The sequence below is a fragment of the Streptomyces sp. CWNU-52B genome, assembly GCF_047444975.1.
Taxonomy (GTDB): Bacteria; Actinomycetota; Actinomycetes; order Streptomycetales; family Streptomycetaceae; genus Streptomyces.
Map to the genome: position 1 here is coordinate 134,605 of NZ_JBLFJV010000010.1, position 22,563 is coordinate 157,167.

Genomic DNA, 22,563 nt, shown 5'->3' on the forward strand with positions numbered 1-22,563 from the left:
CGGCCCCGTTCCCATCTGCCCGAGGAGGCAGCGGTGAGCGCACACGACCTCTCCCGGACCCGAGAGCACGCCGAACGGCTCGCCGGGCAAGGCATCGACGTGGTCCGGGTGGTCTACCCCGACCTGCTCGGCACGGACCGGGCCCGTGACGTACTGCTCGACCATCTGCCCACGGCCTGCGCACACGGGCTCGCCTTCTGCCGGGCCGTCTACCACACCACCCCGCGCGGCGACGTGGTGCCGGTCACCGGCGGTCTGGAGGCAGGGCTGCCCGACATGCTGGTGCGGCCCGACCTCAGCACCCTGACCCCGCTGCCCTGGGAACCGGGGGTGGCCTCCTGCCTGGGCGACGTCACCGACGCCCGGACCGGCGCCCCCACCCCCGAGTCCCCCCGTGACCTGCTGCGCGCCGTGCTCGCCCGGTGCGCCGAGCACGGGCTCGACCCGGTGGCCGGGCCCGAACTGGAGTACTTCCTCTGCGAGTCGGCCCCGGGGTCGCCCGGCGGCTGGCGCCGCTACAGCACGGCCGCGGGCACCGTCTACACGGCGGGACTGCGCGCCGACCCGGAGAACCACCTGCTGCGCACCCTGCGTTCCCTGCGCGACCTGCGCATCGGTGTCACCACCGGAAACCACGAGTTCGACGGCTCGCAGTTCGAGATCAACCTCTCCCACTCCACGGCGCTGGACGCCGCCGACCGGGCCTTCCGGCTGAAGTCCGCCGTCAAGGAACTCGCCCGCGCGGAGGGCCGGATCGCCACCTTCATGGCCAAGCCCTTCAACGACGCCGGCGGCTCCGGCTTCCATCTCCACCTGTCGTGCGCCGACGGCGACGGGGGCAACGCCTTCGACGACCCCGAGGGCCGGTACGGTCTGTCGGCCACCGCGCTGCACGCCGTGGCGGGGCTGCTCGCGCACGCCCCGGCGCTCGCGGCGCTGCTGAACCCCACGGTCAACTCGTACAAGCGGTTCGGCCCCGACACGCTGGCCCCGTGGCTGATCGACTGGGGCCTGGACAACCGCAGCGCCATGGTCCGCGTACCGCCCGAGCGCGGCGGCGGCGCCCGGCTCGAACTCCGGCTCGGGGACGCCGCCGCCAACCCGTACCTGCTGGTCGCCGCCGCGAGCGCGGCCGTCCTGCTCGGTGTCATGGACGCCCAGGAGCCGCCCGCCCCGCTCCAGGGGTACGGCTACGACACCGCCGGAGCGGCCCTGCTGCCCGCGAACCTGCCCGCCGCGCTCGACGCGCTGGAGGCCGACACCGACCTCACCCGGCTCCTGGGCAAGGAGTTCGTCTCCGCGTACGTGACCTACAAGCGCGACGAGGTCGGCCGCTTCCACCAGCACGTCACCGACTGGGAGTTCGCCGAGTACGCGGACCACCTGTGATCCGCCCCGCCGGCCCCGCTCCCGCACACCCGCCCCGCACCCGCCCGGCCCTCGCACCTCCGCCCCTCGCACCCTCAAGGAGACCTTGATGGCGGCACCCGACCCGATCGAACCCCTCCCCCTCGACGACGTCGACCTCACCGACCTCGACGGCTTCACCGACGAGCTGACGCCCTGGCGCATGTTCCACACCCTGCGCCACCAGGACCCGGTCCACTGGCAGCCCGAGGCCGCGCCGCACTCCGGGTTCTGGGCGCTGACCCGGCACCGGGACATCGTCGCCGTCGACCGGGACCCGGACACCTTCACCTCGACCCGGTTCGTCAACCTGGAGGAGCTGGACGACGACCAGATCGCCCGGCGCGCCTCGATCCTGGAGCTCGACGGCACCCGTCACCGCGCGCTGCGCGGGCTGCTGCAACGGCAGTTCGGGCACCGGGTCATCAGCCGGTACACCGACTTCCTGCGCGGGCTGACCGCCCGCACCCTGGACGCCGCGCTGCCGCTGGGCACGTTCGACTTCGTCACCCACGTCGCGGCCGACTTCCCGATCAACGTGCTCGCCCGGCTCCTCGACGTGCCGCCCGAGGACAACCGCCGTCTCATCGACTGGGGCAACCGCCTCATCGGCAACACCGACCCGGACTACGCGGACGTCCTGCTCGGCAGCCCGGAGAGCGAGCGCTACCGCGATCTGCCGTTCCGCTCCCCCGCCGCCGCCGAGGTGTTCGCGTACGGACGGGAACTGGCGCGGCAGCGGCGCGGCGGGACCGGCGGCGACCTGGTCTCCCGGCTCGTGAACGAGACACCCCGCGACGGGGTGCCGCTGACCGAGCAGGACTTCGACAACTACTTCCTGCTCCTGGTCGTCGCGGGCAACGAGACGACCCGCCACGCCATCAGCCACACCATGCTGGCCCTCACCCAGCACCCCGACCAGCTGGACCTGCTCCGCCGGGACCCGGCCCTGATCCCCGTCGCCGTCGAGGAGTTCCTGCGCTGGGCCTCCCCCGTCTACCACTTCCGGCGTACCGCGACCCGTGACACCGAGCTGGGCGGCACCCGCGTCAAGGAGGGCGACAAGGTCGTCATGTGGTACGCCTCGGGCAACCGCGACGAGTCCGTCTTCCCCGATCCCTACGCCTTCGACGTGACACGCACCCCCAACGACCATGTGACCTTCGGCAAGACGAGCCCGCACCTGTGTCTGGGCAACCTGCTCGCCCGCACCGAGATCCGCGTCATGTTCGAGGAACTGATCCCGCGGCTCGCGGACATCCGCCTCAGCGGTCCGGTCCGCCGGGTCCGCTCCAACTTCGTCAACGGCATCAAGGACCTGCCCGTGACGGTCACGCTCACCTGACCGCCCGCCCGGCCGGGCGGCGGCGAAGGACCGGTCCGTGCGCGCCCCCGTAGGATTCGGAGCCGTACGACCGTGAGTCGGCAGTGACCACGGCCCTGTGACGATGCGAGGGAGCGCCCGTGCCCAGCCAGCGGTCCATCAGCGCGGCGGAGAGACTCGCGGAGGAGAAACTCGGCGGTATGGCCGTCCGGCGGGAGCAGATGGCGGCCGTGGCCAACATCTACCGGGCCGCGTCCGCCGTACGCCAGCATCTGGAGAACTCCGTACTGCGCGGCTCGGACCTGACCTGGACCGGCTTCGTCGTGCTGTGGGTGGTGTGGGTCTGGGGCGAGTCCGAGACGCGGCGCGTCGCCGAGGAGGCCGGCATCTCGAAGGGCACCCTGACCGGTGTGGCCCGCACCCTCCAGTCACGCGGTCTGCTGCGGCGCACCGGCCATCCCAGCGACGGGCGGCTGGTGCTGCTCTCGCTCACCGAGGAGGGCGAGGACTTCATGCGCACGGTGTTCCCGGCCTTCAACGAGGAGGAGGCGTTCGTCACCTCGCGGCTGAGCGACACCGAGTGCCGCACCCTCGCCGACGGGCTGCGTCAGGTGGTGCTCCAGGTCGAGGAGGGCGGCGAGGACCGGCGCCGGTCCCTGCTGAACGGCGAGGCGGCCACGCCCCGCCGCAGCGGCCGCCGCGCCCGAGGCTGACGCCCCCGACCCGCCGCTCCCCACGGCCCGTTTCCCCACGGCACCGTTTCGCACAGCCCGTTCCCCACGGGCGGTTCCCCACGGCCCGTTCCTCACGGCCGTTTCAGGCGGCCCGATCCCCACGAGCCGACCCCCACGGCCCGCCCCCCACGAGCCGTTTCCGGCGGCCCGATCCCCCGCGGCCGTCTCAGGCGGCCCCGTGTGCCGCTCCCACCAGCGCGTCGAAGAGGCGCTGCTGGGCCGGGTCCTCGGCCGCGGTGTCCTCCGGATGCCACTGCACGGCCATGAACCGGCCGTCGCCGCCCGCGAGTTCGACCGCCTCGACCGTGCCGTCACCGGCGCGGCCGGTGACCCGGAGCCCCTCCCCCAGCCGGTCCACCCGCTGATGGTGGTGGCAGGACGCCTCGGTCTTGTCGGTACCGGTGACCCGGGCCACCACCGACCCCGGGACCAGGAAGACGGGGTGCAGGACGTGGCGGTGCGCGTGCTCGGGGCGGCTCATGTCCTGGTGCAGGGTGCCGCCCAGCGCCGTGTTGACCACCTGGAGGCCGCGGCAGACCGCCAGCAGCGGCACCTCGTGCGCGAGGGCCTGCCGGGCGAGTTCCAGGTCGAACCCGTCCTGCTCGTCGTCCACGGCGTCGATACCACCCGCTCCGTCCGCGGTCCGGTACGTACCCGGGCTCGCCCCGTAGCGGTGCGGCGCCACGTCGCCGCCGCCGGGGAGCAGGAGCCCGTCGAAGCGGGCCAGCCGCGTGGCGACCTCGGCGGGGTCGGCGGCGCCGCCGGGCGCGTACGGATGCACGGTGCCCGGCTCGCCACCCGCCCGCCAGACCGCCTCGGCCAGTGCGCGAGCGGTGACCTCCGCCGGGTGTCTCAGGACCGAGGAGGTCGCGGAGAAGCGGGCGGGAATCGCTATCAGCGGGCGGGGGCTCACAACTGGATCCAGGTCGTCTTCAGTTCGGTGTACTTCTCCAGGGCGTGGACGGACTTGTCGCGTCCGTTGCCCGACTGCTTCACACCGCCGAAGGGCACGGTCAGATCGCCCTCCTCGTAGCAGTTGACCCACACCGTGCCGGCCCGCAGCGCGCGGGAGACCCGGTGGGCGGTGGACAGGTCGGACGTCCACAGGCCGGCCGCCAGTCCGTACTCGGTGGCGTTGGCGAGAGCGACCGCCTCGTCGAGATCCTCGAAGGTCAGGACGGACAGGACGGGCCCGAAGATCTCCTCGCGGGCCGGCGGGCTGTCCGGCGCGACCCGGTCGAAGACGGTCGGTTCGAGATAGGAACCGCCGGACCCGGTCAGGGTGCGGGTGCCGCCGGTACGCAGCCGGGCACCGCTGTCGACCGCGGTGCGGACATGGCCGAGTACGCGTGCGAGGTGGTCCTCGCCGGCCAGGGCGCCCATCTCGGTGGCCGGGTCGAGGGGGTCGCCCACCCGCAGCGCGCGGGCGTGCGCCACGACAGCGTCGGTGACCTGGCCTGCGACGGAGGCGTGGACCAGCAGCCGGGAGGGCGCGGTGCACATCTCGCCCTGGTTGAAGAAGATGCCCCAGGCGGCCGTGGCCGCGGCCTTCTCCAGGTCGGGGGCGTCGGGCAGCACGATGTTGGGCGACTTGCCGCCCAGTTCGAGCCAGACGCGCTTGAGGTTGGAGTCGGCCGCGTAACGCAGGAAGTGCCGGCCGACGGCCGTGGACCCGGTGAAGGCCAGCACGTCGACGTCGGGGTGCCGGCCGAGGGCCCGCCCGGCCACCGGGCCTTCGCCGTTGACGACGTTGAGCACGCCCGGCGGCAGTCCGGCCCGCAGGGCGACGCGTCCCAGCAGGGCGGCCGACAGGGGCGCGCGTTCGGAGGGCTTGAGGACGACCGCGCACCCGGCGGCCAGCGCCGGGGCGATCTTCCAGCCGGCCAGTGTCAGCGGGAAGTTCCAGGGGACGACCGCGCCGACGACGCCGGTGGGCTCCCGGGTGACGAGCGCGAGGGCGTCCGGCGCGGTGTGCGGCACCTCGTCGGTGAGTTTGCCGGCGAGCTGGCCGTACCAGCGGAAGGTGTCGACGACGGCCCGGAGTTCGATGTCGTGGGCGTCGGTGACGGTCTTGCCCATCTCCAGGCTGACGGTGAGCGCCAGTTCGGCCCGGCTCTCCTCCAGCAGGCCGGCGAGGCGGATCAGGACCCGGCCGCGTTCGGCGGGGGCCAGCCGGGGCCAGGGCCCGTGGTCGAAGGCGCGGCGTGCGGCGGCGACGGCGGCGTCCACCTCGGCGGGGCCCGCGTCGGCGACCTCGGCCAGCGCCCGGCCGTCGCGGGGCGAGACCGCGGCGAAGGTGGCGCCGCCGCCGGGTTCCTCCGCGCCGTCGATCAGATGCGTACCGACCGGGTGGAGCGCCTTCGCACGGCGGAGCCATTCCTCGTGGGTGACGGCGTTCGCGGCGTCCTGAGCGGCGACGGTCATGGGGTCCTCCTCCGGAGCACCTCGGTGGGGTGGGTTCGGATCAGCGTTTCGGCGGCCTGACGCCGCGGAACTCCCAGTCGCCGCCGAGCGCGGTGGACAGCACCTCCTCGGACTCGGTCGGCTGGGCTCCGAGGTCCGCGCGCACGGCGGTGGGGCCCCGTACGACATGGTTGGTGAGCCGGCCCAGGCCCTCGGCCTCGACCTCCACCACGTCACCGGGCTGCACGGGCCGGGAGTTGGCCGGCGTGCCGGACAGCAGGACGTCTCCGGCGTACAGCGTGATGGTGCGGGCGATGTCGGCGACGAGGTAGTGCATGTCCCACGTCATCTCGTCGGTGGAACCGTCCTGGACGACCTTGCCGTTGACGTACGTCCGCAGGCGTTTGCCGTGGAAGTCCCAGTCGGTGACGAGACCGGGGCCGAGCGGGCAGAGGGTGTCGGAGCCCTTGACGCGGAGCATGGATCCCGCGTCGGTGTCGCGGAAGTCGTGCAGGCCGTAGTCGTTGGCCACGGTGTAGCCGGCGATGCACCGCCCCGCCTCCGCCCGGGAGACGTTGCGCGTGGTCCTGCCGATGACGATGGCGATCTCGCCCTCGTAGTTGAGCCACTTGCAGCCCTCGGGCCGGACGACCGCGCCCCGGTGGGAGTTGAGCGCCGAGGTCGGCTTGTGGAAGTAGGTGGGGGCGGCCGGCAGCCCGACGCCGAACTCGTCGACCCGGCTGCGGTGGTTGAGGTGGACCGCGATCACCTTGGACGGGACGACCGGCGGCAGGTGCGTCGCGTCCTCGGCCCGGACCCGGCGCCCGTCCCCGGCGACCAGCTCGTCGCCGTCGCGGACGGTCTCCACGGCTGCGCCGTCGAGGAGGACGCGGCGGTACTCGGCCATGACGGAACCTCTCTGTGGGCTGGCTCGCTAGACGCTGTCGTGGCGCGCTCCGGTGCCCGTCCAGCCGTCCGCCGGGCGGTCGAACCAGAGGTGGACCTGACCGGTGCCGATGGAGTTCTCGTACGCGCCGTACTGGCGGGCCCCGGCGGCGCACGCCCGCTCGCCGAGCGCCCCGGCCATCATCAGGTAGTGGGAGAACCTCGCTTCGGGCTTGTACGCCCAGAAGTCGTCCATGTGGTCGAGGACCTGGTCGTGGCGGCCCTCCTTGAACCAGGCGATGCGCTCGTGGTCGGCCGCCCGTGCCTCGGGGGTGAAGATGTGGGCCGGGTCGCTCATCTCGTGGGCGCGCAGTTCCCGCAGCGGCCAGAAGGTGTGGGACAGGGCACCGGAGGCGATCAGGAGCACCCGGCGCCCCGGGGTGGCGGCGATGCCGTCGGCCAGCGCGCGGCCCAGCCGCAGATGGTCGTCCATGTCACCGGTCTGGCAGACGCCGATGGTGATCCAGCGTTTGTCCGGCAGCCCCTCGCCGAGGAACTTCCAGAGGTTGATCGTGGCGTAGTAGATCGGCAGGTACGCGTCGTCGATGGCGGTGATCCAGGTGCCGTGCCGGTCGGCGAACGAGGCGATGTGGTGGGCGAGTTCGGGATCGCCCGGGAAGTCGTAGGGCATCCGGCACATCCCGCGCGGCAGTTCCTCGGAGGTGAAGAGGCCGGCGCGCCGCGCGTGGGCGCTGACGACGAACTCGACGGTGGTCGCCCAGTGCGAGTCGAGGACGACGACGGTGTCGTAGTCGTCGCGCTCGAAGACCTCCTCGCGGAGCTGCCGCAGGCCGGTGACGAGGGTGGTCTCCTTGCCCTCGTTGAGCTCCAGCCGGTCGGCCTCGGGCAGCACGATGGTGGGGACATGGGCGAGGAGCCCCGCCCCGACGACCTCACCCATGACGTGTCCGTCCGTTCCGGTCCGTCGATCCGTTCCGGTCCGTCGGTCCGTTCCGCTCCGTCCAGCCGTTCGGTGCGGTGACAGTGTTCTTCAGGTCGCAGTAGAAGTCGAAGCTCCAGGTGCCGCCCTCACGGCCGACGCCCGACTGACGGGAGCCGCCGAAGGGCGCCCGCAGGTCGCGGACGAAGAAGCAGTTGACCCAGACCGTGCCCGCCACGAGCTGCGCGGTGACGCGCCGGGCGCGCTCGTGGTCGCCGGTGGCGACGACGGCCGCGAGGCCGAAGCGGGTGCCGTTGGCCAGCCGCACGGCCTCGTCCTCGGTGGTGAAGGTCTGGAGGGTCAGGACGGGCCCGAAGACCTCCTCCTGGACGATCTCGGAGTCCTGGGCGACATCGGTGAGGAGGGTCGGCGCGTAGTACCACCCCTCGCCGGTTCCGTCGCCGGTTCCGTCACCGGTCCCGTCGCCTGTCCCGTCGCCGGTCCTCTCGCGCGGGTGAGCGCCGATGACCGCGCGGGCACCGGCGTCCAGCGCCCGCCGTACGAACCCGTCGACCTTCTCCAACTGGCGCGGGTGGACGAGGGGCCCGAGGTCGGTGGCCTCGTCCCGCGGGTCGCCCTGCGTCAGCCGGGCCGCCCGGTCGGTGAGGCGGCGGGTGAACTCCTCGGCGACCGGCTCCTCGACCAGGAGGCGGGTGGCCGCGAGGCAGACCTGGCCCGCGTTGTCGTACTGCTCCACCGCGAGGTCGACGGCCAGGTCGAGGTCGGCGTCGGCGAAGACCAGCAGCGGGGACTTGCCGCCGAGTTCGAGGCTGAGCGGGGTGAGGTGGGCGGCGGCGCGCGCGGCGATGCGCCGGGCCGTGGGCACCGAACCGGTGAAGCTGACGCGGCGTACGTCAGGGTGCGTGACGAGTGGGTCGCCGACCTCGGAGCCGTAGCCCTGGACGACGTTGAGGACACCGGGGGGCAGTCCGGCCGCGGTGGCGATGTCGGCGAGCAGCGAGGCGGTGAGCGGGGACCACTCGGAGGGTTTCAGGATCACCGTGTTCCCGGCGGCGAGCGCCGGGGCGGCCTTCCAGGTGGCCAGCATCAGCGGGGCATTCCACGGGGTGATCAGCAGGCACGGCCCGGCGGGGTCCCAGCTGATGTGCTGGGTGTGCCCGCGGATCTCCAGCTCCTGGTGCTCCTCGTGCTCCAGTTTCGTCAACTGGTCGGCGAAGAAGCGGAAGTTGTGGGCGACGCGCGGCATCACGCCCCGGCGGTGGGAGCGCAGGAGAGCGCCGTTGTCGGTGGTCTCGACGGCGGCGAGTTCTTCGAGCCGTTTCTCCACACCGTCGGCGATCGCCCCGAGGAGGCGGGCGCGTTCGGCGCGCGGGGTGGCGGCCCAGCCCGGGAAGGCGGCCTTCGCGGCGGCGACGGCCGCGGCGGCCTCCGTCGCGGTGCCGCGGGCGATCTCGCCGAGGGGTGCGCCGTCGATGGGTGAGACGTCGGTGAAGGTCCCGGCGGAGGCGACCCGTTCGCCGCCGATGAGGTGCCGGGTGTCGACGGCGACTCCGGCGACGGTGACGAGGTGTTCGCGCACGGCGCCGGGGTCGGTGTTATCGGAGGCGGTGTTACCGGAGTTGGTGTTGCCGGGGCTGATGTTGCCGGTGCTGGGGTTCATGTCGATGGGGCTCCTGCTGTCGATGCGTCGGCGCCGGAGGTGCCCGACTCCAGCAGGCGGCCCCCGTCCCACACCACGCCGACCTGCCGGTAGTACGCGGCGATCGGCTCCCGGATCACCAGCCGGGCCAGTTCCTCGGTGGGTGCCTCGAACAGATCCAGTTCGGCGTCGCCCCGCCAGGGCGGGCCGCCTTCGAAGGAGGTGGCCGCGGACTCGATCAGTTCGTCGAGCGCCAGCCCCTTGCCCTTCTCGACGGAGGGCAGCCAGCGGTGGTGGGCCATGGGATGGGCGTTGACGAACCCGTTGGTCTCGGAGGGCTCGCGCAGGGTGACGACCGCCTGGGCCAGGCGCCGGTCGGCGGCGGCGAGGGTGGCTCCGAACCGGGCACCGGACTCGATGCGCGGGGCGGGCCCGTAGGGGTGCGGCCGGGTCTGGTGGATGGACCCGAGCTTCTTCGGATAGCCCTGGTGCAGACCGCGGGCGAGCGCGAAGTCCTTGTCCACCCAGATGTAGACGCAGCGCGTGTACGTCCGTCCGCGGTACGCGCACCGGACGACCGCGAACGCCTCCGCGTACTGGGCCCGCACCGGGTCGAGCAGTTCCCGCCCCGAGGCGGCGCAGGACTGCCAGTCGGCCCAGATCAGCGCGACGGCGCCGGGGTCCTCGTCGGCGAGTTCCAGCGGCTCGGGCAGCAGCTCCCGTACCCGGGCGGGGTCCGTGCGGTACTCGACGGTGAGCAGGTCGCCGGAGTAGCGCCACGGCGGCGGGGGGATGAGCGAGGCGGCACCGGTCGCCGTCTTCGGGTGGAAGTATCCGCGCAGACTGGTCACGGGAGTTCCTCACGTGGTGCGGCGTCGACGGCGGCGCCGGCGTCGGTGCCGACGGCTCCGTCGAAGGCGGTCTGTCCGAGGAGTCGGGCGCGATGACGCGCGGCGGCGGCCCCCGCGGCCCGGCCGCCGAGGGAGACGACACCGACGAGGCGTCCGTCGCGGTGGTACCCGGCCAGGAAGTCGCCGTCGGGGTCACCGCCGGGGTCGCCGTCCAGGACGCGCACATCGTCCTTGCCGAGGACGGGGGCGCCGAAGGACTGCAGCCGGAAGTCGTGCTGGTCGCTCCAGAAGGTCGGCAGGGGCGCGAACGGGGCGAGCGCGAGGGCGGTTCCGGTCAGGTGCGCGGCGAGCACCCTGGCGGCGTGTTTGGCGGTGTCGGCCGGGATGGACCAGTGCTCGACGCGGCGGGCGACGGTGTCGTACCGGGCGTTGGGAAAGCGCGCGACGTCGCCGACCGCGACCACGTCCGGACGGCCGCCGACCCGCAGGTGCTCGTCCGTCAGTACGCCGTCGGTGAGGTCGAGGCCGTTGCCCGCCAGCCATTCGGTGTTGGCGACGGAGCCCACCGACTCCACCACGACGTCGGCGGCGAGGGTCGTGCCGTCGGCCAGGACCACCCCGGTGACCCGGTCGTCCCCCTCGAACCCGGTCACCCGCACACCGAGCACGAACCGGACACCGCGCCGCTCGTGCCGGTCGAGCAGCGCCCGCGCGAGCAGGTCGCCGAGCGGCCCGATCATGGGCAGCGGCAGCGGGTCGACGGCTGTGACCTGGGCGGCTCCGAGGGCCAGGGCGGTCGCGGCCACCTCACAGCCGATGAATCCGGCACCGATCACGACGACGCGGGCGCCCGGCCGGATCAGCGCCTCGCGCAGGCCCTGGGCGTCGGCCAGGGTGCGCACGGTGTGCCGTCCGTGGACGGGGCCGGGGCAGGGCAGCCGCCGGGGCCGCATACCGGTGGCGACGACCAGACCGCGGTACGGCAGCCGCTCGCCGTCGTCGAGCTCGACGGTGCGCCGGTCGAGGTCGGCGCCGACCACCCGGGTGCCCAGGCGCCACCGCACGTCCGAGACGCTGGCGCGGGGCCGGAGGGCGAGCGAGGCGAAGGAGGCGTCGCCGGCCAGCGCCTCCTTGGACAGGGGCGGCCGGTTGTAGGGCATGTGGGGTTCGTCCCCGACGAGCACGACCGGCCCGTGCCAGCCCGCGGCGCGCAACTGCTCGGCGGCGCGCAGCCCGGCCATGGAGGCGCCGGCCACGACGACGGGTGTGCTCGTGGCGGATGCGCTCACGCCTCAGCCCCGATCCGGATGGCCTGGAGCGGGCAGACGTCGGCGGCCTCCTCGACCTCCTCGCGCAACGTGTCGTCCACGTCGGAGAGATGGGCGAGATGTCCGTCGTCGTCGAAGCGGAAGACGTCAGGAGCGGCGAAGACGCACTGGCCGTGGTCCTGGCACTTGTTCATGTCGACGACGACCTTCATGGGCGGTCCTCCAGATGACCAGATCCCGGAGGGCGGGCCCGGCCGAGGTGACCGGTCGGGGCCGCCCCCTCCCCCCATTTCATTTGACCCCAAACAAAATAGAAAGCAACGAGCCCGAGGTCAAGAGAACGAACACCGCCGGCTCGCACGACTTCCAGAAGACACAAGAGACGCCACACACCTTGAGGAGCAGGCGCCACGAGCCACCCCCTCAGGGGCGCGGGGAACTGCGCAATCTTTTAGCTTTCAGGCACGCGACAAACAACCCACACCCCAGAAACACGGGCCACAGGCCACCCCCTCAGGGGCGCGGGGAACTGCGCAATCTTTTAGCTTTCAGGCACGCAAGAAACAACCCACACCCCACAAACACCGGCCACAGGCCACCCCCTCAGGGGCGCGGGGAACTGCGCAATCTTTTGCCTTGCAGAAGCACGGCGAACTGCACACCCAGGCCCGCACCGGCACCGGCACCGGCACCGGCAGGACACGTCACCCCCCAGACGTGTCCAACTCCGCATCCGCACTGACCCCCGCACAGTCGTACGGATCCTTCAGCCACCCGTCCGGCAGGACAACCCGCCCGTTCCCCGACGTCCGCCCACGAGGCCCGTCCGCCCCCTCCGGCCAAGGCTGGTCGAGCTCCAACTCACTCAGCCCGTCCGCCAGTTCGGCGAGCGACGAGGTGACCGCCAGCCGCCTGCGCATCTCGGACCCGACGGAGAAACCCTTCAGATACCAGGCCACGTGCTTACGGAAGTCGATGACCCCGCGCGCCTCGTCCCCGATCCACTCCCCGAGCAGGGTCGCGTGCCGGACCATCACCCCCGCCACCTCACGAAGGCCGGGCCGCCCGTACTCACCCACCCGCCCCTCGAACGCGGCGACCAGGTCGCTGAACAGCCACGGCCGCCCGAGGCAGCCCCGGCCCACGACAACCCCGTCGCAGCCGGTCTCCCGCACCATCCGCAGCGCGTCGTCCGCGGACCAGATGTCGCCGTTCCCCAGCACGGGAATCTCCGGGACGTGCTCCTTCAGCCGGGCGATGGCGTCCCAGTCGGCCGTCCCGCCGTAGTGCTGCGCGGCCGTGCGCCCGTGCAGCGCGATCGCCGTGACGCCCTCCTCGACCGCGATCCGCCCGGCGTCGAGGAAGGTGATGTGGTCGTCGTCGATGCCCTTGCGCATCTTCATGGTGACCGGCAGGTCCCCCGCCCCGGACACCGCCTCGCGCAGGATCGCCCGCAGCAGAGGCCGCTTGTACGGGAGGGCCGAGCCGCCGCCCTTGCGGGTCACCTTCGGGACCGGGCAGCCGAAGTTCAGGTCGATGTGGTCGGCCAGACCCTCCTCCGCGATCATACGGACGGCCTTGCCGACGGTCGCGGGGTCGACGCCGTACAGCTGGATCGACCGCGGGGTCTCCGACGCGTCGAAGCGGATCAGCTGCATCGTCTTCTCGTTGCGCTCGACCAGCGCACGCGTGGTGATCATCTCGCTGACGAACAGCCCTTTGCCCCCGCTGAACTCCCGGCACAGGGTGCGGAACGGCGCGTTCGTGATGCCCGCCATGGGGGCGAGCACGACGGGCGGCTGGACGGTGTGCGGACCGATCCGCAGGGCGGTGTTCACCGTGGACGTGAGCGTGGGCATTCTCCCATTGTCGCGCACGCGGACCGGTGCCCCGGAGGCCACCGGCGAGGGCCCCTGCGAAGGCACCGGCGAGGGCCCCGACCGGGGGTCATTAGTTAGGCACACTACCGAAACGGGCGTAGGCTTGTCGCCATGCCTGAGCTCAGCCCCCGCCGGCGTCGGCTGGTGCTCGCGATCTGCTGTATGAGTCTGCTGATCGTGAGCCTGGACAACACCGTCCTCAATGTCGCGCTCCCCGCCATGCAGAAGGACCTGCACACCGACCTGGCGGGCATGCAGTGGACGATCGACGCGTACACGCTGGTGCTCGCCTCGCTGCTGATGCTCGCGGGCTCGACGGCCGACCGCATCGGCCGCCGGAAGGTCTTCATGGCGGGCCTGGTCGTCTTCACCGCCGGCTCGGTCCTCTGCTCGGTCGCGCCCAACCTCGAATCGCTGGTCGCCTTCCGCATGATCCAGGCGGTCGGCGGCTCGATGCTCAACCCGGTCGCCATGTCGATCATCACCAACACCTTCACGGACCCGCGTGAGCGCGCCCGCGCGATCGGGGTCTGGGGTGCCGTGATCGGCATATCCATGGCCGCCGGTCCGCTGATCGGCGGCCTCCTGGTGGACTCGGTCGGCTGGCGCTCGATCTTCTGGCTCAACCTGCCGGTGGGCCTGGCCGCGCTGCTGCTCACGCTGCGGTACGTGCCCGAGTCCCGCGCGCCGAAGGCCCGCCGGCCCGACCCGGTCGGCCAGCTCCTGGTGATCGCGCTGCTCGGCTCGCTCACGTACGCGATCATCGAGGCGCCCAGTTCCGGTACCGCGCTGGTCCTGGCCTTCGGCGGCGTCGCGCTCGTGGCCCTGGTCACCCTCCTGTGGTACGAGCGACGGCGCGACGAGCCCCTGATCGACCTGCGGTTCTTCCGGTCGGCACCGTTCAGCGGGGCCACGGTGGTGGCGGTGAGCGCGTTCGCGGCGCTGGGCGGGTTCCTCTTCCTGTCGACGCTCTACCTCCAGAACGTCCGGGGCCTGAGCGCGCTGCACGCGGGCCTGTGGATGCTCCCCATGGCGGCCATGACCTTCGTCTGCGCGCCGCTGTCCGGGCGGCTGGTGGGCAACCGCGGGCCCCGCCTGTCGCTGCTCGTCGCCGGTACGGCGATGACGGTGAGCGGGGTGCTGTTCGCCGCGTTCGAGGCGGAGACGGCGAACGTGACGCTCGTCGTCGGGTACGTGCTGTTCGGGCTCGGCTTCGGTTTCGTGAACGCGCCGATCACGAACACGGCGGTCTCCGGGATGCCGCGGGCGCAGGCGGGGGTGGCCGCCGCGGTGGCGTCCACGAGCCGCCAGATCGGGCAGACGCTGGGGGTGGCGGTGATCGGCGCGGTGCTCGCCTCCGGCGTGGGCGCGACGTCGTACCGGGCGTCGTTCGTCTCGGCCGCGCGCCCCGCGTGGTGGATCATCGCGGGCTGCGGGCTGGCGGTCCTGGTGGTGGGCGCGCTGTCGAGCGGCCGCTGGGCCAGAGCCACGGCGACCCGCACAGCGGCCCGCCTGTCACCCCCGGCCAACGAGAGCCCCTTGAACGACCCGGACAACAGTTTGCACAGTTCCCCGCGCCCCTAAAAACAGACCTACACCCCCCAGGGGCGCGAGGAACTGCGCACCCAGCCCAGAACAACGGCCACCCGAAACACAACCCCGACCACCCACCCCCCTCAGGGGCGCGGGGAACTGCGCGCTCAGCCCAAGGACAGCGACCACCCGAAACACACCCTCAACCACCCACCCCCTCAGGGGCGCGAGGAACTGCGCACCCAGCCCAGGACGGCGGTCACCCGACACACAACCCCGACCACCCACGCACCCCAGGGGCGCGAGGAACTGCGCACCCAGGCGTCGACGGGCCGCCACGCCCGGCAGAACCACCCGGCAGACCCGCAATGCGCGGAATGCGCACAGAACTCACCACCCATCACCCCCCGTTGATGTTGTTCTTGCTGCACACTCCTTAGCGCGCGCAAGCGGAGCGCTACCACACAGGAGGCGTCATGCTGCAGATCAATACCAGCAAAGTGAGCCGCTGGGACCAACACGGCCGCGAGCACGTCGTACAAGTGCAACGCACAGGCGTGCAGCGGACGATCAGATGCGACACGTGCGGCTGGCGCAAGGCCGCACAGTTCCTGCCCTGGCTGAAGGCCGAGGAACACCTCGCGGAGGCCCACCAGGCGACGGTGGACCCGACGGAGTCCTGAGAGACCTCCCCGTTCAGGCGCGCAGACCGCGCAGCACCAGGTCCACGACCGCCTCGAACTCGCCCTCGATCCCGGGCTGTTCCCACTCCTGGGCATGGCACGGGTCGTGGAAGCGGTCCGTGGCGTGGAAGAGGGCGAGGGCGGCGGTGGCCGGGTCGGCGGCGGCGAAGGCGCCCGAGTCGACGCCGGACCGGATGATCGTCGTCAGCTGAGCGGTCAGGGTGGCGATGTGCTCGCCGACCGCCGCGCCGCTCTCCCCGGTCAGCACCCGGTACGTCGCGAACAGCTCGGGGTCGTCGCCCGCTTTGCGGCGCTTGGCGGTGAACAGCGCCGCGAGCCAGTCGCGCAGGCGGGCCTCCGGGTCGCGGTCCTGCGCGACGATCCCGGACAGCGTGTCCGACGTACGGTCCAGCCAGCGCTTGGTGACCGCCTCCCGCAGCGCCGCCTTCGTACGGAAGTGCCGGTAGACGCTGCCGTGGCTGACACCGAGCGCACGGGCCACGTCCACCACGGTCGCCTTCGCGGGGCCGTGGCGGCGCAGCACCTCCTCGGTCACTTCGAGGATGCGCTCGGCGGTCAGGATCTCGGTGGTCGCCATGACGATGACCGTACCGGCGGCGGTGTCAGTGCTCGCTGTCGAGGTATGCCATCTGCGCGGACGGGTAGCGGTCGCCCGCCGCGGCCCCGGCCGGGACGACGCCCTCGATGGCGGTGAGGTCGGCGGCGTCGAGCGCCACGTCGAGCGCCCCGAGCGCCTCCGTCAGCCGCTCACGGGTCCGCGCGCCCACCAGCGGCACGATGTCCTCGCCGCGCGACAGCGCCCAGGCGATCGCGATCTGCGCGACGGACACGCCCTTCTGCTCGGCGATCTTCCGCAGCGCGTCGACGAGATCCAGGTTGTGCTGGAGGTTGTCGCCCTGGAAGCGGGGGCTGTGGGCCCGGAAGTCGTTGGCGGCGAGCTGCCGGTCCCGGGTGAAGTGCCCGGAGATCAGGCCGCGCGACAGCACGCCGTACGCGGTGACGCCGATGCCCAGTTCACGGGCGGCCGGCAGGATCTCGTCCTCGATGCCGCGCGAGATGAGGGAGTACTCGATCTGCAGATCCGAGATCGGGGCGGTGGCCGCCGCCCTGCGCAGCGTCTGCGCGCCGACCTCGCTGAGGCCGATGTGCCGTACGTGGCCCTTCTCGACGAGTTCGGCGATCGCGCCGACGGTCTCCTCGATGGGGACGTCCGGGTCGACGCGCGCGATCCGGTACACGTCGATGTGGTCGACGCCGAGCCGCTGGAGCGAGTACGCGGCGAAGTTGCGCACGGCGGCGGGCCGCCCGTCCTGGCCGGCCCAGCCGCCGTCCGGGTCACGCAGGGCGCCGAACTTCACGCTGACCAGTGCCTGTTCGCGCCGCGCGGCCGGGGCGCCGCGCAGCGCCTCGCCGATCAGCATCTCGTTGTGGCCCATGCCGTAGAAGTCGCCGGTGTCGAGCAGGGTGACGCCCGCTTCGAGGGCGGCGTGCACGGTGGCGACGGCCTCGGCCCGGTCGGCGTCGCCGTACAGCGCGGACATGCCCATGCAGCCGAGCCCGAGGGCGGAGACCTGGGGCCCGGTGGTTCCGAGGGAACGGGTACGCATCTGAAACTCCCTGACCGTCGACAAGAATGTCCACCCACCCTGACATGACAGCTGACAGATTTCAATATCTGTCAGCTGTCATGTGTCAGCTTCGGCCTCGCCGCACACAAAAGCCTCGGGCCCCCTCGCGAAACGAGGGGGCCCGAGGCTTTCCGCCTTCAGGGGCGCGGGGAACTGCGCGACAGGCCACAGCGGACCCGCACCACCCGGACAACGGCACCAGCCGGGCAGACGCCCGGCCGCACAAGAACTAGCAACCGGCGAGCCGGCTCGCCAGATACCCCTCGATCTGGTCGAGGGACACCCGCTCCTGCTTCATCGAGTCCCGCTCACGCACAGTCACCGCGTTGTCGTCGAGCGTGTCGAAGTCCACGGTCACACAGAACGGCGTCCCGATCTCGTCCTGCCGCCGGTACCGGCGGCCGATGGCGCCCGCGTCGTCGAAGTCGATGTTCCAGTTCTGCCGGAGCGCCGTCGCGAGCCCCTTCGCCTTCGGGGACAGCTCCGGGTTGCGCGACAGCGGCAGCACCGCGACCTTCACCGGCGCCAGCCGCGGGTCGAGCCGCAGCACGGTCCGCTTCTCCATCTTGCCCTTGGCGTTGGGCGCCTCGTCCTCGACATAGGCGTCGAGCAGGAACGCCAGCATCGCGCGGCCGACACCCGCCGCCGGCTCGATGACGTACGGCGTCCAGCGCTCGCCGGCCTCCTGGTCGAAGTAGGTCAGGTCCTGGCCGGAGGCCTTGGCGTGCGCGGACAGGTCGTAGTCCGTGCGGTTGGCGACGCCCTCCAGCTCACCCCACTCGTTGCCGCCGAACTGGAAGCGGTACTCGATGTCGGCGGTGCGCTTGGAGTAGTGCGAGAGCTTCTCGGCCGGGTGGTCGTACCAGCGCATGTTGCCCTCGCGCAGGCCCAGGCCGGTGTACCAGTTCCAGCGCTCCTGCATCCAGAACTCCTGCCACTTCTCGTCCTCGCCCGGCTTGACGAAGAACTCCATCTCCATCTGCTCGAACTCGCGGGTCCGGAAGATGAAGTTGCCGGGCGTGATCTCGTTGCGGAAGGACTTGCCCATCTGCGCGATGCCGAACGGCGGCTTGCGGCGCGAGGTCTGCTGGACCTGGGCGAAGTTGGTGAAGATGCCCTGCGCGGTCTCGGGGCGCAGGTAGGCGATGGAGCCGCTGTCCTGCGTGGGGCCCAGGTGCGTGGAGAGCAGTCCGGAGAACTGCTTGGGCTCGGTGAACGTGCCCTTGTTGCCGCAGTTGGGGCAGTTGAGGTCGGCGAGGCCGTTCTCGGGGGCGCGGTTGTGCTTGGCCTCGTACGCCTCTTCCAGGTGGTCGGCGCGGTACCGCTTGTGGCACGAGGTGCACTCGGTGAGCGGGTCGCTGAAGGTGGCGACGTGACCGGAGGCCACCCAGGTCTCGGTCGCCAGGATCACGGACGAGTCGAGACCGACGACGTCCTCGCGCGACGTCACCATGTAGCGCCACCACTGACGCTTGATGTTCTCCTTGAGCTCGACACCCAGCGGCCCGTAGTCCCAGGCGGCGCGCTGGCCGCCGTAGATCTCACTGGACGGGTAGACGAAGCCACGGCGCTTGCTCAGGCTGACGATGGTGTCGATCTTGTCGGCGGCCACGGTGCTCTCTTCATTACGACGACGGGCGACGAAGCGGTCGCTGCTTCACAGCGGGTGCCGCTTCACAGCGGTTGCTGCTTCACAGCGATTACCTCAGGGCGATTGCTGCAGAGCGAATGCTTCAGATTACCGGCGGCCCCGCCCCCCGGATCAAATCGGTTGGGGTCCTGACGGGACGCCGGTACCCAGCCGGTACCCCGCCGGCCGTCACACCCGTCACATACCGGGATGAAGCCCAGATCACAGGGCAGCTTATTGACAATCGTTTCCACACCAGCTGAAAATGACTGTCATGAACGTACGACGACGCCTCGCCGCCTCCCGAATAAACACAGCCGGGATCGCGGTGGCGGCGACCACCGCCCTCGCCCTCGGCTCCCTCTCCGCCTGCTCGTCCGACTCCAGCGCGGCCGACAGCGACGGCGGTGGCAAGCTCGACGTCGTGGCGTCGTTCTATCCGCTGCAGTTCCTCGCCGAGCAGATAGGCAAGGACCACGTCAGCGTCAGCACCCTGACCGAGCCCGGCCAGGAGCCGCACGACCTGGAGATCAGCGCCAAGCAGACCGCGCAGCTCCAGGAGTCGGACGTGGCGCTCTACCTGAAGAACCTCCAGCCCTCCGTCGACGACGCGATCGCCCAGTCCGAGGTGAAGGCGAAGGTCGACGCGGCCGGCCTGACCAGCCTGGAGAAGCACGGCAACGAGGTCGGCGGCCACGCGGCCGAGCACGACGACGAGCACGGCCACGAGGACGAGGAGGGCGAGGGCTCCGGCCTCGACCCGCACATCTGGCTCGACCCCGTGAAGTACGCCGAGGTCGCCGAGGGCGTGGGCAAGGCCTTCGAGAAAGCCGACCCGGACAACGCCGCGGCCTACCAGGCCAACACCGCCGCCCTGGTGAAGAAGCTGGACGGCCTCGACACCCGCTTCGAGGACGGCCTCAAGGACACCAAGAACAAGGTCTTCATCACCACGCACGCCGCCTTCGGCTATCTCGCCGAGCGCTACGGCCTCACCGAGGAGGCCATCAACGGCCTGGACCCGGAGAGCGAGCCCAGCGCCAACCGCGTCAAGGACCTTGAGAAGATGGCGAAGGCCGACGGTGTCTCCACGGTCTTCTACGAGACCCTCGTCAGCGACAAGACCGCGAAGACCATCGCCGCGGACGCGGACCTGAAGACGGATGTGCTCGACCCCATCGAGGGCATCACGGAGAAGTCCAAGGGCGACGACTACATCCAGGTCATGGATGCCAACCTCAAGGCCCTGCAGACGGCTCTGGGTGCGAAGTGACCGAGTGACGTGAAATGAGCGCGACATGATCAGCCTCCGGAGGACGTCGGCATGACGACCGAGCCCGACATCGAGCCCGCCATCGGCACCGGCACCGAGCCCGGCGCACCGGACACCGCCCCGGCGGTCGTCTCCCTGCGCGGTGTGACGGCCGAGCTCGGCGCACGCCCCGTCCTGCGTGGCATCGACCTCACCGTGCACCGCGGTGAGGTCGTCGCGCTGCTCGGCGCCAACGGCTCCGGCAAGTCGACGGCCATCCGCACGGTCATCGGCCAGGTCCCGGCCACGGGCGGCGAGATAGAACTGTTCGGCACCCCCCGGCGCCGCTTCCGCGACTGGGCGCGCGTGGGCTACGTACCGCAGCGCACCACCGCGGCCGGCGGCGTACCGGCCACGGTGACCGAGGTGGTGTCCTCCGGGCGGCTGTCCCGCGCCCGCTTCGGCATCCTGCGCAAGGCCGACCACGAGGCCGTACGGCACGCCCTGGAGCTGGTGGGCCTGGCCGACCGCGCCAAGGACTCCGTGAACGCCCTCTCCGGCGGCCAGCACCAGCGCGTCCTCATCGCCCGCGCCCTCGCCTCCCGGCCCGAACTGCTGATCATGGACGAGCCGATGGCCGGCGTGGACCTGGCGAGCCAGGAGGTGCTTGCGGCGACCTTGCGGGAGCAGGTCGCGGCGGGCACCTCCGTCCTGCTGGTCCTGCACGAACTGGGCCCGCTTGAGCCGCTGATCGACCGCGCGGTCGTGCTGCGCGACGGCTGCGTGCTGCACGACGGCCCGCCCCCGCGCGCCCTCGGCCAGCACGCGCTGCCCGGCCACGACCACGTACACCCCCACGCGGCTCACGACGCCGAACCGATCCGGACGGGACTGCTGAGCTGATCGCCATGAACCTCGAAATCCTCGATTACGCCTTCATGCAGCGGGCCCTGCTCGCCGCCGTCCTCGTCGGCATCACCGCGCCCGCCGTCGGCATCTACCTGGTGCAGCGCCGCCAGGCCCTGCTGGGCGACGGCATCGGCCATGTCGCGATGACCGGCGTCGGCCTCGGCTTCCTGCTCTCCTGGTCCCCGGTGTGGATGGCGACGGCCGTCTCCGTGGTCGGCGCGGTCCTGATGGAGCTGATCCGCTGGTACGGGAAGACGCGCGGCGACATCGCGCTGGCGATGCTCTTCTACGGGGGCATGGCGGGCGGCGTGATGTTCATCAACCTCGCGCCCGGCGGCTCCAACGCCAACCTGACCTCGTACCTCTTCGGCTCGCTCTCGACGGTCTCCGAGTCGGACGTGACGGCGATCTGCCTGCTGGCGGCCTTCGTGGTCCTCGTCACTGTCGGACTGCGCCGGCAGCTGTTCGCGGTCAGCCAGGACGAGGAGTTCGCCCGGGTGACCGGGCTGCCCGTGCGCGCCCTGAACCTGCTCACGGCGATCACCGCGGCGGTCACCGTCACGGTCGCCATGCGGGTCGTCGGCCTGCTGCTGGTCTCCGCCCTGATGGTGGTGCCGGTGGCCGCCGCGCAGCAGCTCACCCGCAGTTTCGCGGCCACCTTCGCGATCTCGGTGGCCCTCGGGGTCAGCGTGACCATCGGCGGCACGGTGACCTCGTACTACCAGGACGTACCGCCCGGCGCGACGATCGTCCTGCTCACCATCGGCGCGTTCGTGCTGCTCACCGTGTTGGCGACCCCGCTGGCCCGGCGCCGGGCGCGGGCCGCCGCGCTGGTCGCGGCGCGGGAGGCGGGCGATCCGGCGGAGTGCGCCATTCCTGCCACCCGCACCCCCACCGGCACACCGGTCGGCAAGACCGGCGTCTGACCGCGCCCTGCTCGGGCTGGCACAATGGCCCGGCACAGCCGCAGACGTTTGGAGGCAACGGTGACGACTGCTGGACCGCCCGTTCGGGGCCGTTCCACCCGGCAGCGTGCCGCCGTGGCGGCGGCGCTCGACGAGGTCGAAGAGTTCCGTAGCGCGCAGGATCTGCACGACATGCTCAAGCACAAGGGCGACTCGGTCGGGCTGACCACGGTGTACCGCACGCTGCAGTCCCTCGCGGACGCCGGTGAGGTCGACGTGCTGCGCACGTCGGACGGCGAGTCCGTGTACCGACGGTGTGTGAGCGGTGATCACCACCACCACCTGGTGTGCCGGGTGTGCGGCAAGGCCGTCGAGGTGGAGGGGCCCGCGGTGGAGAAGTGGGCCGAGGCGATCGCGGCGGAGCACGGGTATGTGAGCGTGGCGCACACGGTGGAGATCTTCGGCACCTGCGCGGACTGCGCTGCGCGCGGCCAGGCAGCCGACAACTGACCGTTGGCCCGGGGGTGCGGGCCGGCGCCCCCGCGGGGGCTGACCGCTCGCCCCGGGTGCGGGCCCGGTGGGGGCGAGAGGGCTAGGTCGTTTCTGATGGCTCTTGGACGGTGTCTCGGAGCCAGATGACGATCGCGGTG

21 protein-coding genes are annotated in these 22,563 nt (G+C 71.7%); 9 read left to right on the forward strand and 12 right to left on the reverse strand.

Annotated elements, in window-relative coordinates; translation table 11 throughout:
- Positions 1 to 33 precede the first annotated feature (33 nt).
- The 3 genes from ACLVWQ_RS13060 to ACLVWQ_RS13070 all read left to right on the forward strand — a co-directional run bounded on the left by ACLVWQ_RS13060 (position 34) and on the right by ACLVWQ_RS13070 (position 3,444).
- Positions 34 to 1,389, forward strand: coding sequence for a glutamine synthetase family protein (locus ACLVWQ_RS13060; protein WP_414108638.1), 1,356 nt, complete (start codon positions 34 to 36; stop codon positions 1,387 to 1,389).
- A gap of 88 nt (positions 1,390 to 1,477) precedes the next feature.
- Positions 1,478 to 2,752: a cytochrome P450 gene (locus ACLVWQ_RS13065; RefSeq protein ID WP_414108640.1), complete on the forward strand. Its 1,275-nt coding sequence runs from the start codon at positions 1,478 to 1,480 to the stop codon at positions 2,750 to 2,752.
- A 119-nt stretch (positions 2,753 to 2,871) separates the two neighbouring features.
- Positions 2,872 to 3,444, forward strand: a complete 573-nt coding sequence (locus ACLVWQ_RS13070; RefSeq protein ID WP_414108641.1) for a MarR family winged helix-turn-helix transcriptional regulator — start codon at positions 2,872 to 2,874, stop codon at positions 3,442 to 3,444.
- A 187-nt stretch (positions 3,445 to 3,631) separates the two neighbouring features.
- Here ACLVWQ_RS13070 and ACLVWQ_RS13075 read toward each other — a convergent pair whose 3' ends face one another.
- The 9 genes from ACLVWQ_RS13075 to dusB all read right to left on the reverse strand — a co-directional run bounded on the left by ACLVWQ_RS13075 (position 3,632) and on the right by dusB (position 13,331).
- Positions 3,632 to 4,378 (reverse strand): gamma-glutamyl-gamma-aminobutyrate hydrolase family protein, encoded by a 747-nt coding sequence (locus ACLVWQ_RS13075; RefSeq protein ID WP_414108642.1) that lies wholly within the window; start codon positions 4,376 to 4,378, stop codon positions 3,632 to 3,634.
- Positions 4,375 to 5,889, reverse strand: coding sequence for an aldehyde dehydrogenase (locus ACLVWQ_RS13080; protein WP_414108643.1), 1,515 nt, complete (start codon positions 5,887 to 5,889; stop codon positions 4,375 to 4,377). Before ACLVWQ_RS13080 ends, ACLVWQ_RS13075 begins: the two co-directional genes overlap by 4 nt.
- A 40-nt stretch (positions 5,890 to 5,929) precedes the next feature.
- Positions 5,930 to 6,775, reverse strand: coding sequence for a fumarylacetoacetate hydrolase family protein (locus ACLVWQ_RS13085; RefSeq protein ID WP_414108644.1), 846 nt, complete (start codon positions 6,773 to 6,775; stop codon positions 5,930 to 5,932).
- Positions 6,776 to 6,802: 27 nt separating this feature from the next.
- Positions 6,803 to 7,714, reverse strand: a complete 912-nt coding sequence (locus ACLVWQ_RS13090; protein WP_414108645.1) for a 3,4-dihydroxyphenylacetate 2,3-dioxygenase — start codon at positions 7,712 to 7,714, stop codon at positions 6,803 to 6,805.
- On the reverse strand, positions 7,707 to 9,293 hold the full coding sequence (locus ACLVWQ_RS13095; protein WP_414108665.1) for an aldehyde dehydrogenase: 1,587 nt from the start codon (positions 9,291 to 9,293) through the stop codon (positions 7,707 to 7,709). The genes ACLVWQ_RS13090 and ACLVWQ_RS13095 overlap by 8 nt, the downstream gene beginning before the upstream one ends.
- Positions 9,294 to 9,370: 77 nt before the next feature.
- Positions 9,371 to 10,204 (reverse strand): acetoacetate decarboxylase family protein, encoded by an 834-nt coding sequence (locus tag ACLVWQ_RS13100; protein ID WP_414108646.1) that lies wholly within the window; start codon positions 10,202 to 10,204, stop codon positions 9,371 to 9,373.
- A complete protein-coding gene (locus ACLVWQ_RS13105; protein ID WP_414108648.1) occupies positions 10,201 to 11,493 on the reverse strand; it encodes an NAD(P)/FAD-dependent oxidoreductase in 1,293 nt (430 codons plus the stop codon). The genes ACLVWQ_RS13100 and ACLVWQ_RS13105 overlap by 4 nt, the downstream gene beginning before the upstream one ends.
- The gene (locus tag ACLVWQ_RS13110; protein WP_414108649.1) at positions 11,490 to 11,684 is read right to left on the reverse strand and encodes a ferredoxin; all 195 of its coding nucleotides are present in this window, start codon (positions 11,682 to 11,684) and stop codon (positions 11,490 to 11,492) included. The genes ACLVWQ_RS13105 and ACLVWQ_RS13110 overlap by 4 nt, the downstream gene beginning before the upstream one ends.
- Positions 11,685 to 12,176: 492 nt before the next feature.
- The gene (dusB, locus tag ACLVWQ_RS13115; protein ID WP_414108650.1) at positions 12,177 to 13,331 is read right to left on the reverse strand and encodes a tRNA dihydrouridine synthase DusB; all 1,155 of its coding nucleotides are present in this window, start codon (positions 13,329 to 13,331) and stop codon (positions 12,177 to 12,179) included.
- 132 nt (positions 13,332 to 13,463) lie between these two features.
- On the opposite strand from dusB, the gene ACLVWQ_RS13120 reads away from it, so the two are divergent.
- Both ACLVWQ_RS13120 and ACLVWQ_RS13125 read left to right on the forward strand, forming a co-directional pair.
- The gene (locus tag ACLVWQ_RS13120; protein WP_414108651.1) at positions 13,464 to 14,936 is read left to right on the forward strand and encodes an MFS transporter; all 1,473 of its coding nucleotides are present in this window, start codon (positions 13,464 to 13,466) and stop codon (positions 14,934 to 14,936) included.
- A 425-nt stretch (positions 14,937 to 15,361) separates the two neighbouring features.
- The gene (locus tag ACLVWQ_RS13125) at positions 15,362 to 15,568 is read left to right on the forward strand and encodes a hypothetical protein (protein ID WP_414108652.1); all 207 of its coding nucleotides are present in this window, start codon (positions 15,362 to 15,364) and stop codon (positions 15,566 to 15,568) included.
- 13 nt (positions 15,569 to 15,581) lie between these two features.
- On the opposite strand, the gene ACLVWQ_RS13130 is transcribed toward ACLVWQ_RS13125, so the two are convergent.
- From ACLVWQ_RS13130 to ACLVWQ_RS13140, 3 genes are all read right to left on the reverse strand, one after another.
- Positions 15,582 to 16,166: a TetR/AcrR family transcriptional regulator gene (locus ACLVWQ_RS13130; RefSeq protein WP_414108653.1), complete on the reverse strand. Its 585-nt coding sequence runs from the start codon at positions 16,164 to 16,166 to the stop codon at positions 15,582 to 15,584.
- Positions 16,167 to 16,191: 25 nt separating this feature from the next.
- The gene (locus tag ACLVWQ_RS13135; RefSeq protein WP_414108654.1) at positions 16,192 to 17,196 is read right to left on the reverse strand and encodes an aldo/keto reductase; all 1,005 of its coding nucleotides are present in this window, start codon (positions 17,194 to 17,196) and stop codon (positions 16,192 to 16,194) included.
- A gap of 250 nt (positions 17,197 to 17,446) precedes the next feature.
- On the reverse strand, positions 17,447 to 18,829 hold the full coding sequence (locus ACLVWQ_RS13140; RefSeq protein WP_414108655.1) for a glycine--tRNA ligase: 1,383 nt from the start codon (positions 18,827 to 18,829) through the stop codon (positions 17,447 to 17,449).
- A 292-nt stretch (positions 18,830 to 19,121) separates the two neighbouring features.
- Here ACLVWQ_RS13140 and ACLVWQ_RS13145 point away from each other — a divergent pair, with 292 nt between their 5' ends.
- The 4 genes from ACLVWQ_RS13145 to ACLVWQ_RS13160 are packed head-to-tail and all read left to right on the forward strand — an operon-like array spanning position 19,122 to position 22,423.
- Complete coding sequence (locus tag ACLVWQ_RS13145; protein ID WP_414108656.1) at positions 19,122 to 20,120, forward strand: metal ABC transporter substrate-binding protein; 999 nt, start codon at positions 19,122 to 19,124, stop codon at positions 20,118 to 20,120.
- A gap of 51 nt (positions 20,121 to 20,171) precedes the next feature.
- The gene (locus tag ACLVWQ_RS13150) at positions 20,172 to 21,002 is read left to right on the forward strand and encodes a metal ABC transporter ATP-binding protein (protein WP_414108657.1); all 831 of its coding nucleotides are present in this window, start codon (positions 20,172 to 20,174) and stop codon (positions 21,000 to 21,002) included.
- A gap of 5 nt (positions 21,003 to 21,007) precedes the next feature.
- Positions 21,008 to 21,934 carry a metal ABC transporter permease gene (locus tag ACLVWQ_RS13155; RefSeq protein WP_414108659.1) on the forward strand — a complete coding sequence of 309 codons (927 nt, stop codon included), beginning with the start codon at positions 21,008 to 21,010 and terminating at the stop codon, positions 21,932 to 21,934.
- A gap of 60 nt (positions 21,935 to 21,994) precedes the next feature.
- A complete protein-coding gene (locus ACLVWQ_RS13160; protein WP_414108660.1) occupies positions 21,995 to 22,423 on the forward strand; it encodes a Fur family transcriptional regulator in 429 nt (142 codons plus the stop codon).
- Positions 22,424 to 22,563: the final 140 nt, after the last annotated feature.

Bases quoted from the DNA above. Each gene is read 5' to 3' on its own strand.
- ACLVWQ_RS13065 (WP_414108640.1), top strand. From the start codon at position 1,478: ATGGCGGCACCCGACCCGATCGAACCCCTCCCCCTCGACGACGTCGAC.
- ACLVWQ_RS13080 (WP_414108643.1), bottom strand. From the start codon at position 5,889: ATGACCGTCGCCGCTCAGGACGCCGCGAACGCCGTCACCCACGAGGAA.
- ACLVWQ_RS13085 (WP_414108644.1), bottom strand. From the start codon at position 6,775: ATGGCCGAGTACCGCCGCGTCCTCCTCGACGGCGCAGCCGTGGAGACC.
- ACLVWQ_RS13090 (WP_414108645.1), bottom strand. From the start codon at position 7,714: ATGGGTGAGGTCGTCGGGGCGGGGCTCCTCGCCCATGTCCCCACCATC.
- ACLVWQ_RS13110 (WP_414108649.1), bottom strand. From the start codon at position 11,684: ATGAAGGTCGTCGTCGACATGAACAAGTGCCAGGACCACGGCCAGTGC.
- dusB (WP_414108650.1), bottom strand. From the start codon at position 13,331: ATGCCCACGCTCACGTCCACGGTGAACACCGCCCTGCGGATCGGTCCG.
- ACLVWQ_RS13120 (WP_414108651.1), top strand. From the start codon at position 13,464: ATGCCTGAGCTCAGCCCCCGCCGGCGTCGGCTGGTGCTCGCGATCTGC.
- ACLVWQ_RS13125 (WP_414108652.1), top strand. From the start codon at position 15,362: ATGCTGCAGATCAATACCAGCAAAGTGAGCCGCTGGGACCAACACGGC.
- ACLVWQ_RS13130 (WP_414108653.1), bottom strand. From the start codon at position 16,166: ATGGCGACCACCGAGATCCTGACCGCCGAGCGCATCCTCGAAGTGACC.
- ACLVWQ_RS13135 (WP_414108654.1), bottom strand. From the start codon at position 17,196: ATGCGTACCCGTTCCCTCGGAACCACCGGGCCCCAGGTCTCCGCCCTC.
- ACLVWQ_RS13145 (WP_414108656.1), top strand. From the start codon at position 19,122: ATGAACGTACGACGACGCCTCGCCGCCTCCCGAATAAACACAGCCGGG.
- ACLVWQ_RS13150 (WP_414108657.1), top strand. From the start codon at position 20,172: ATGACGACCGAGCCCGACATCGAGCCCGCCATCGGCACCGGCACCGAG.
- ACLVWQ_RS13155 (WP_414108659.1), top strand. From the start codon at position 21,008: ATGAACCTCGAAATCCTCGATTACGCCTTCATGCAGCGGGCCCTGCTC.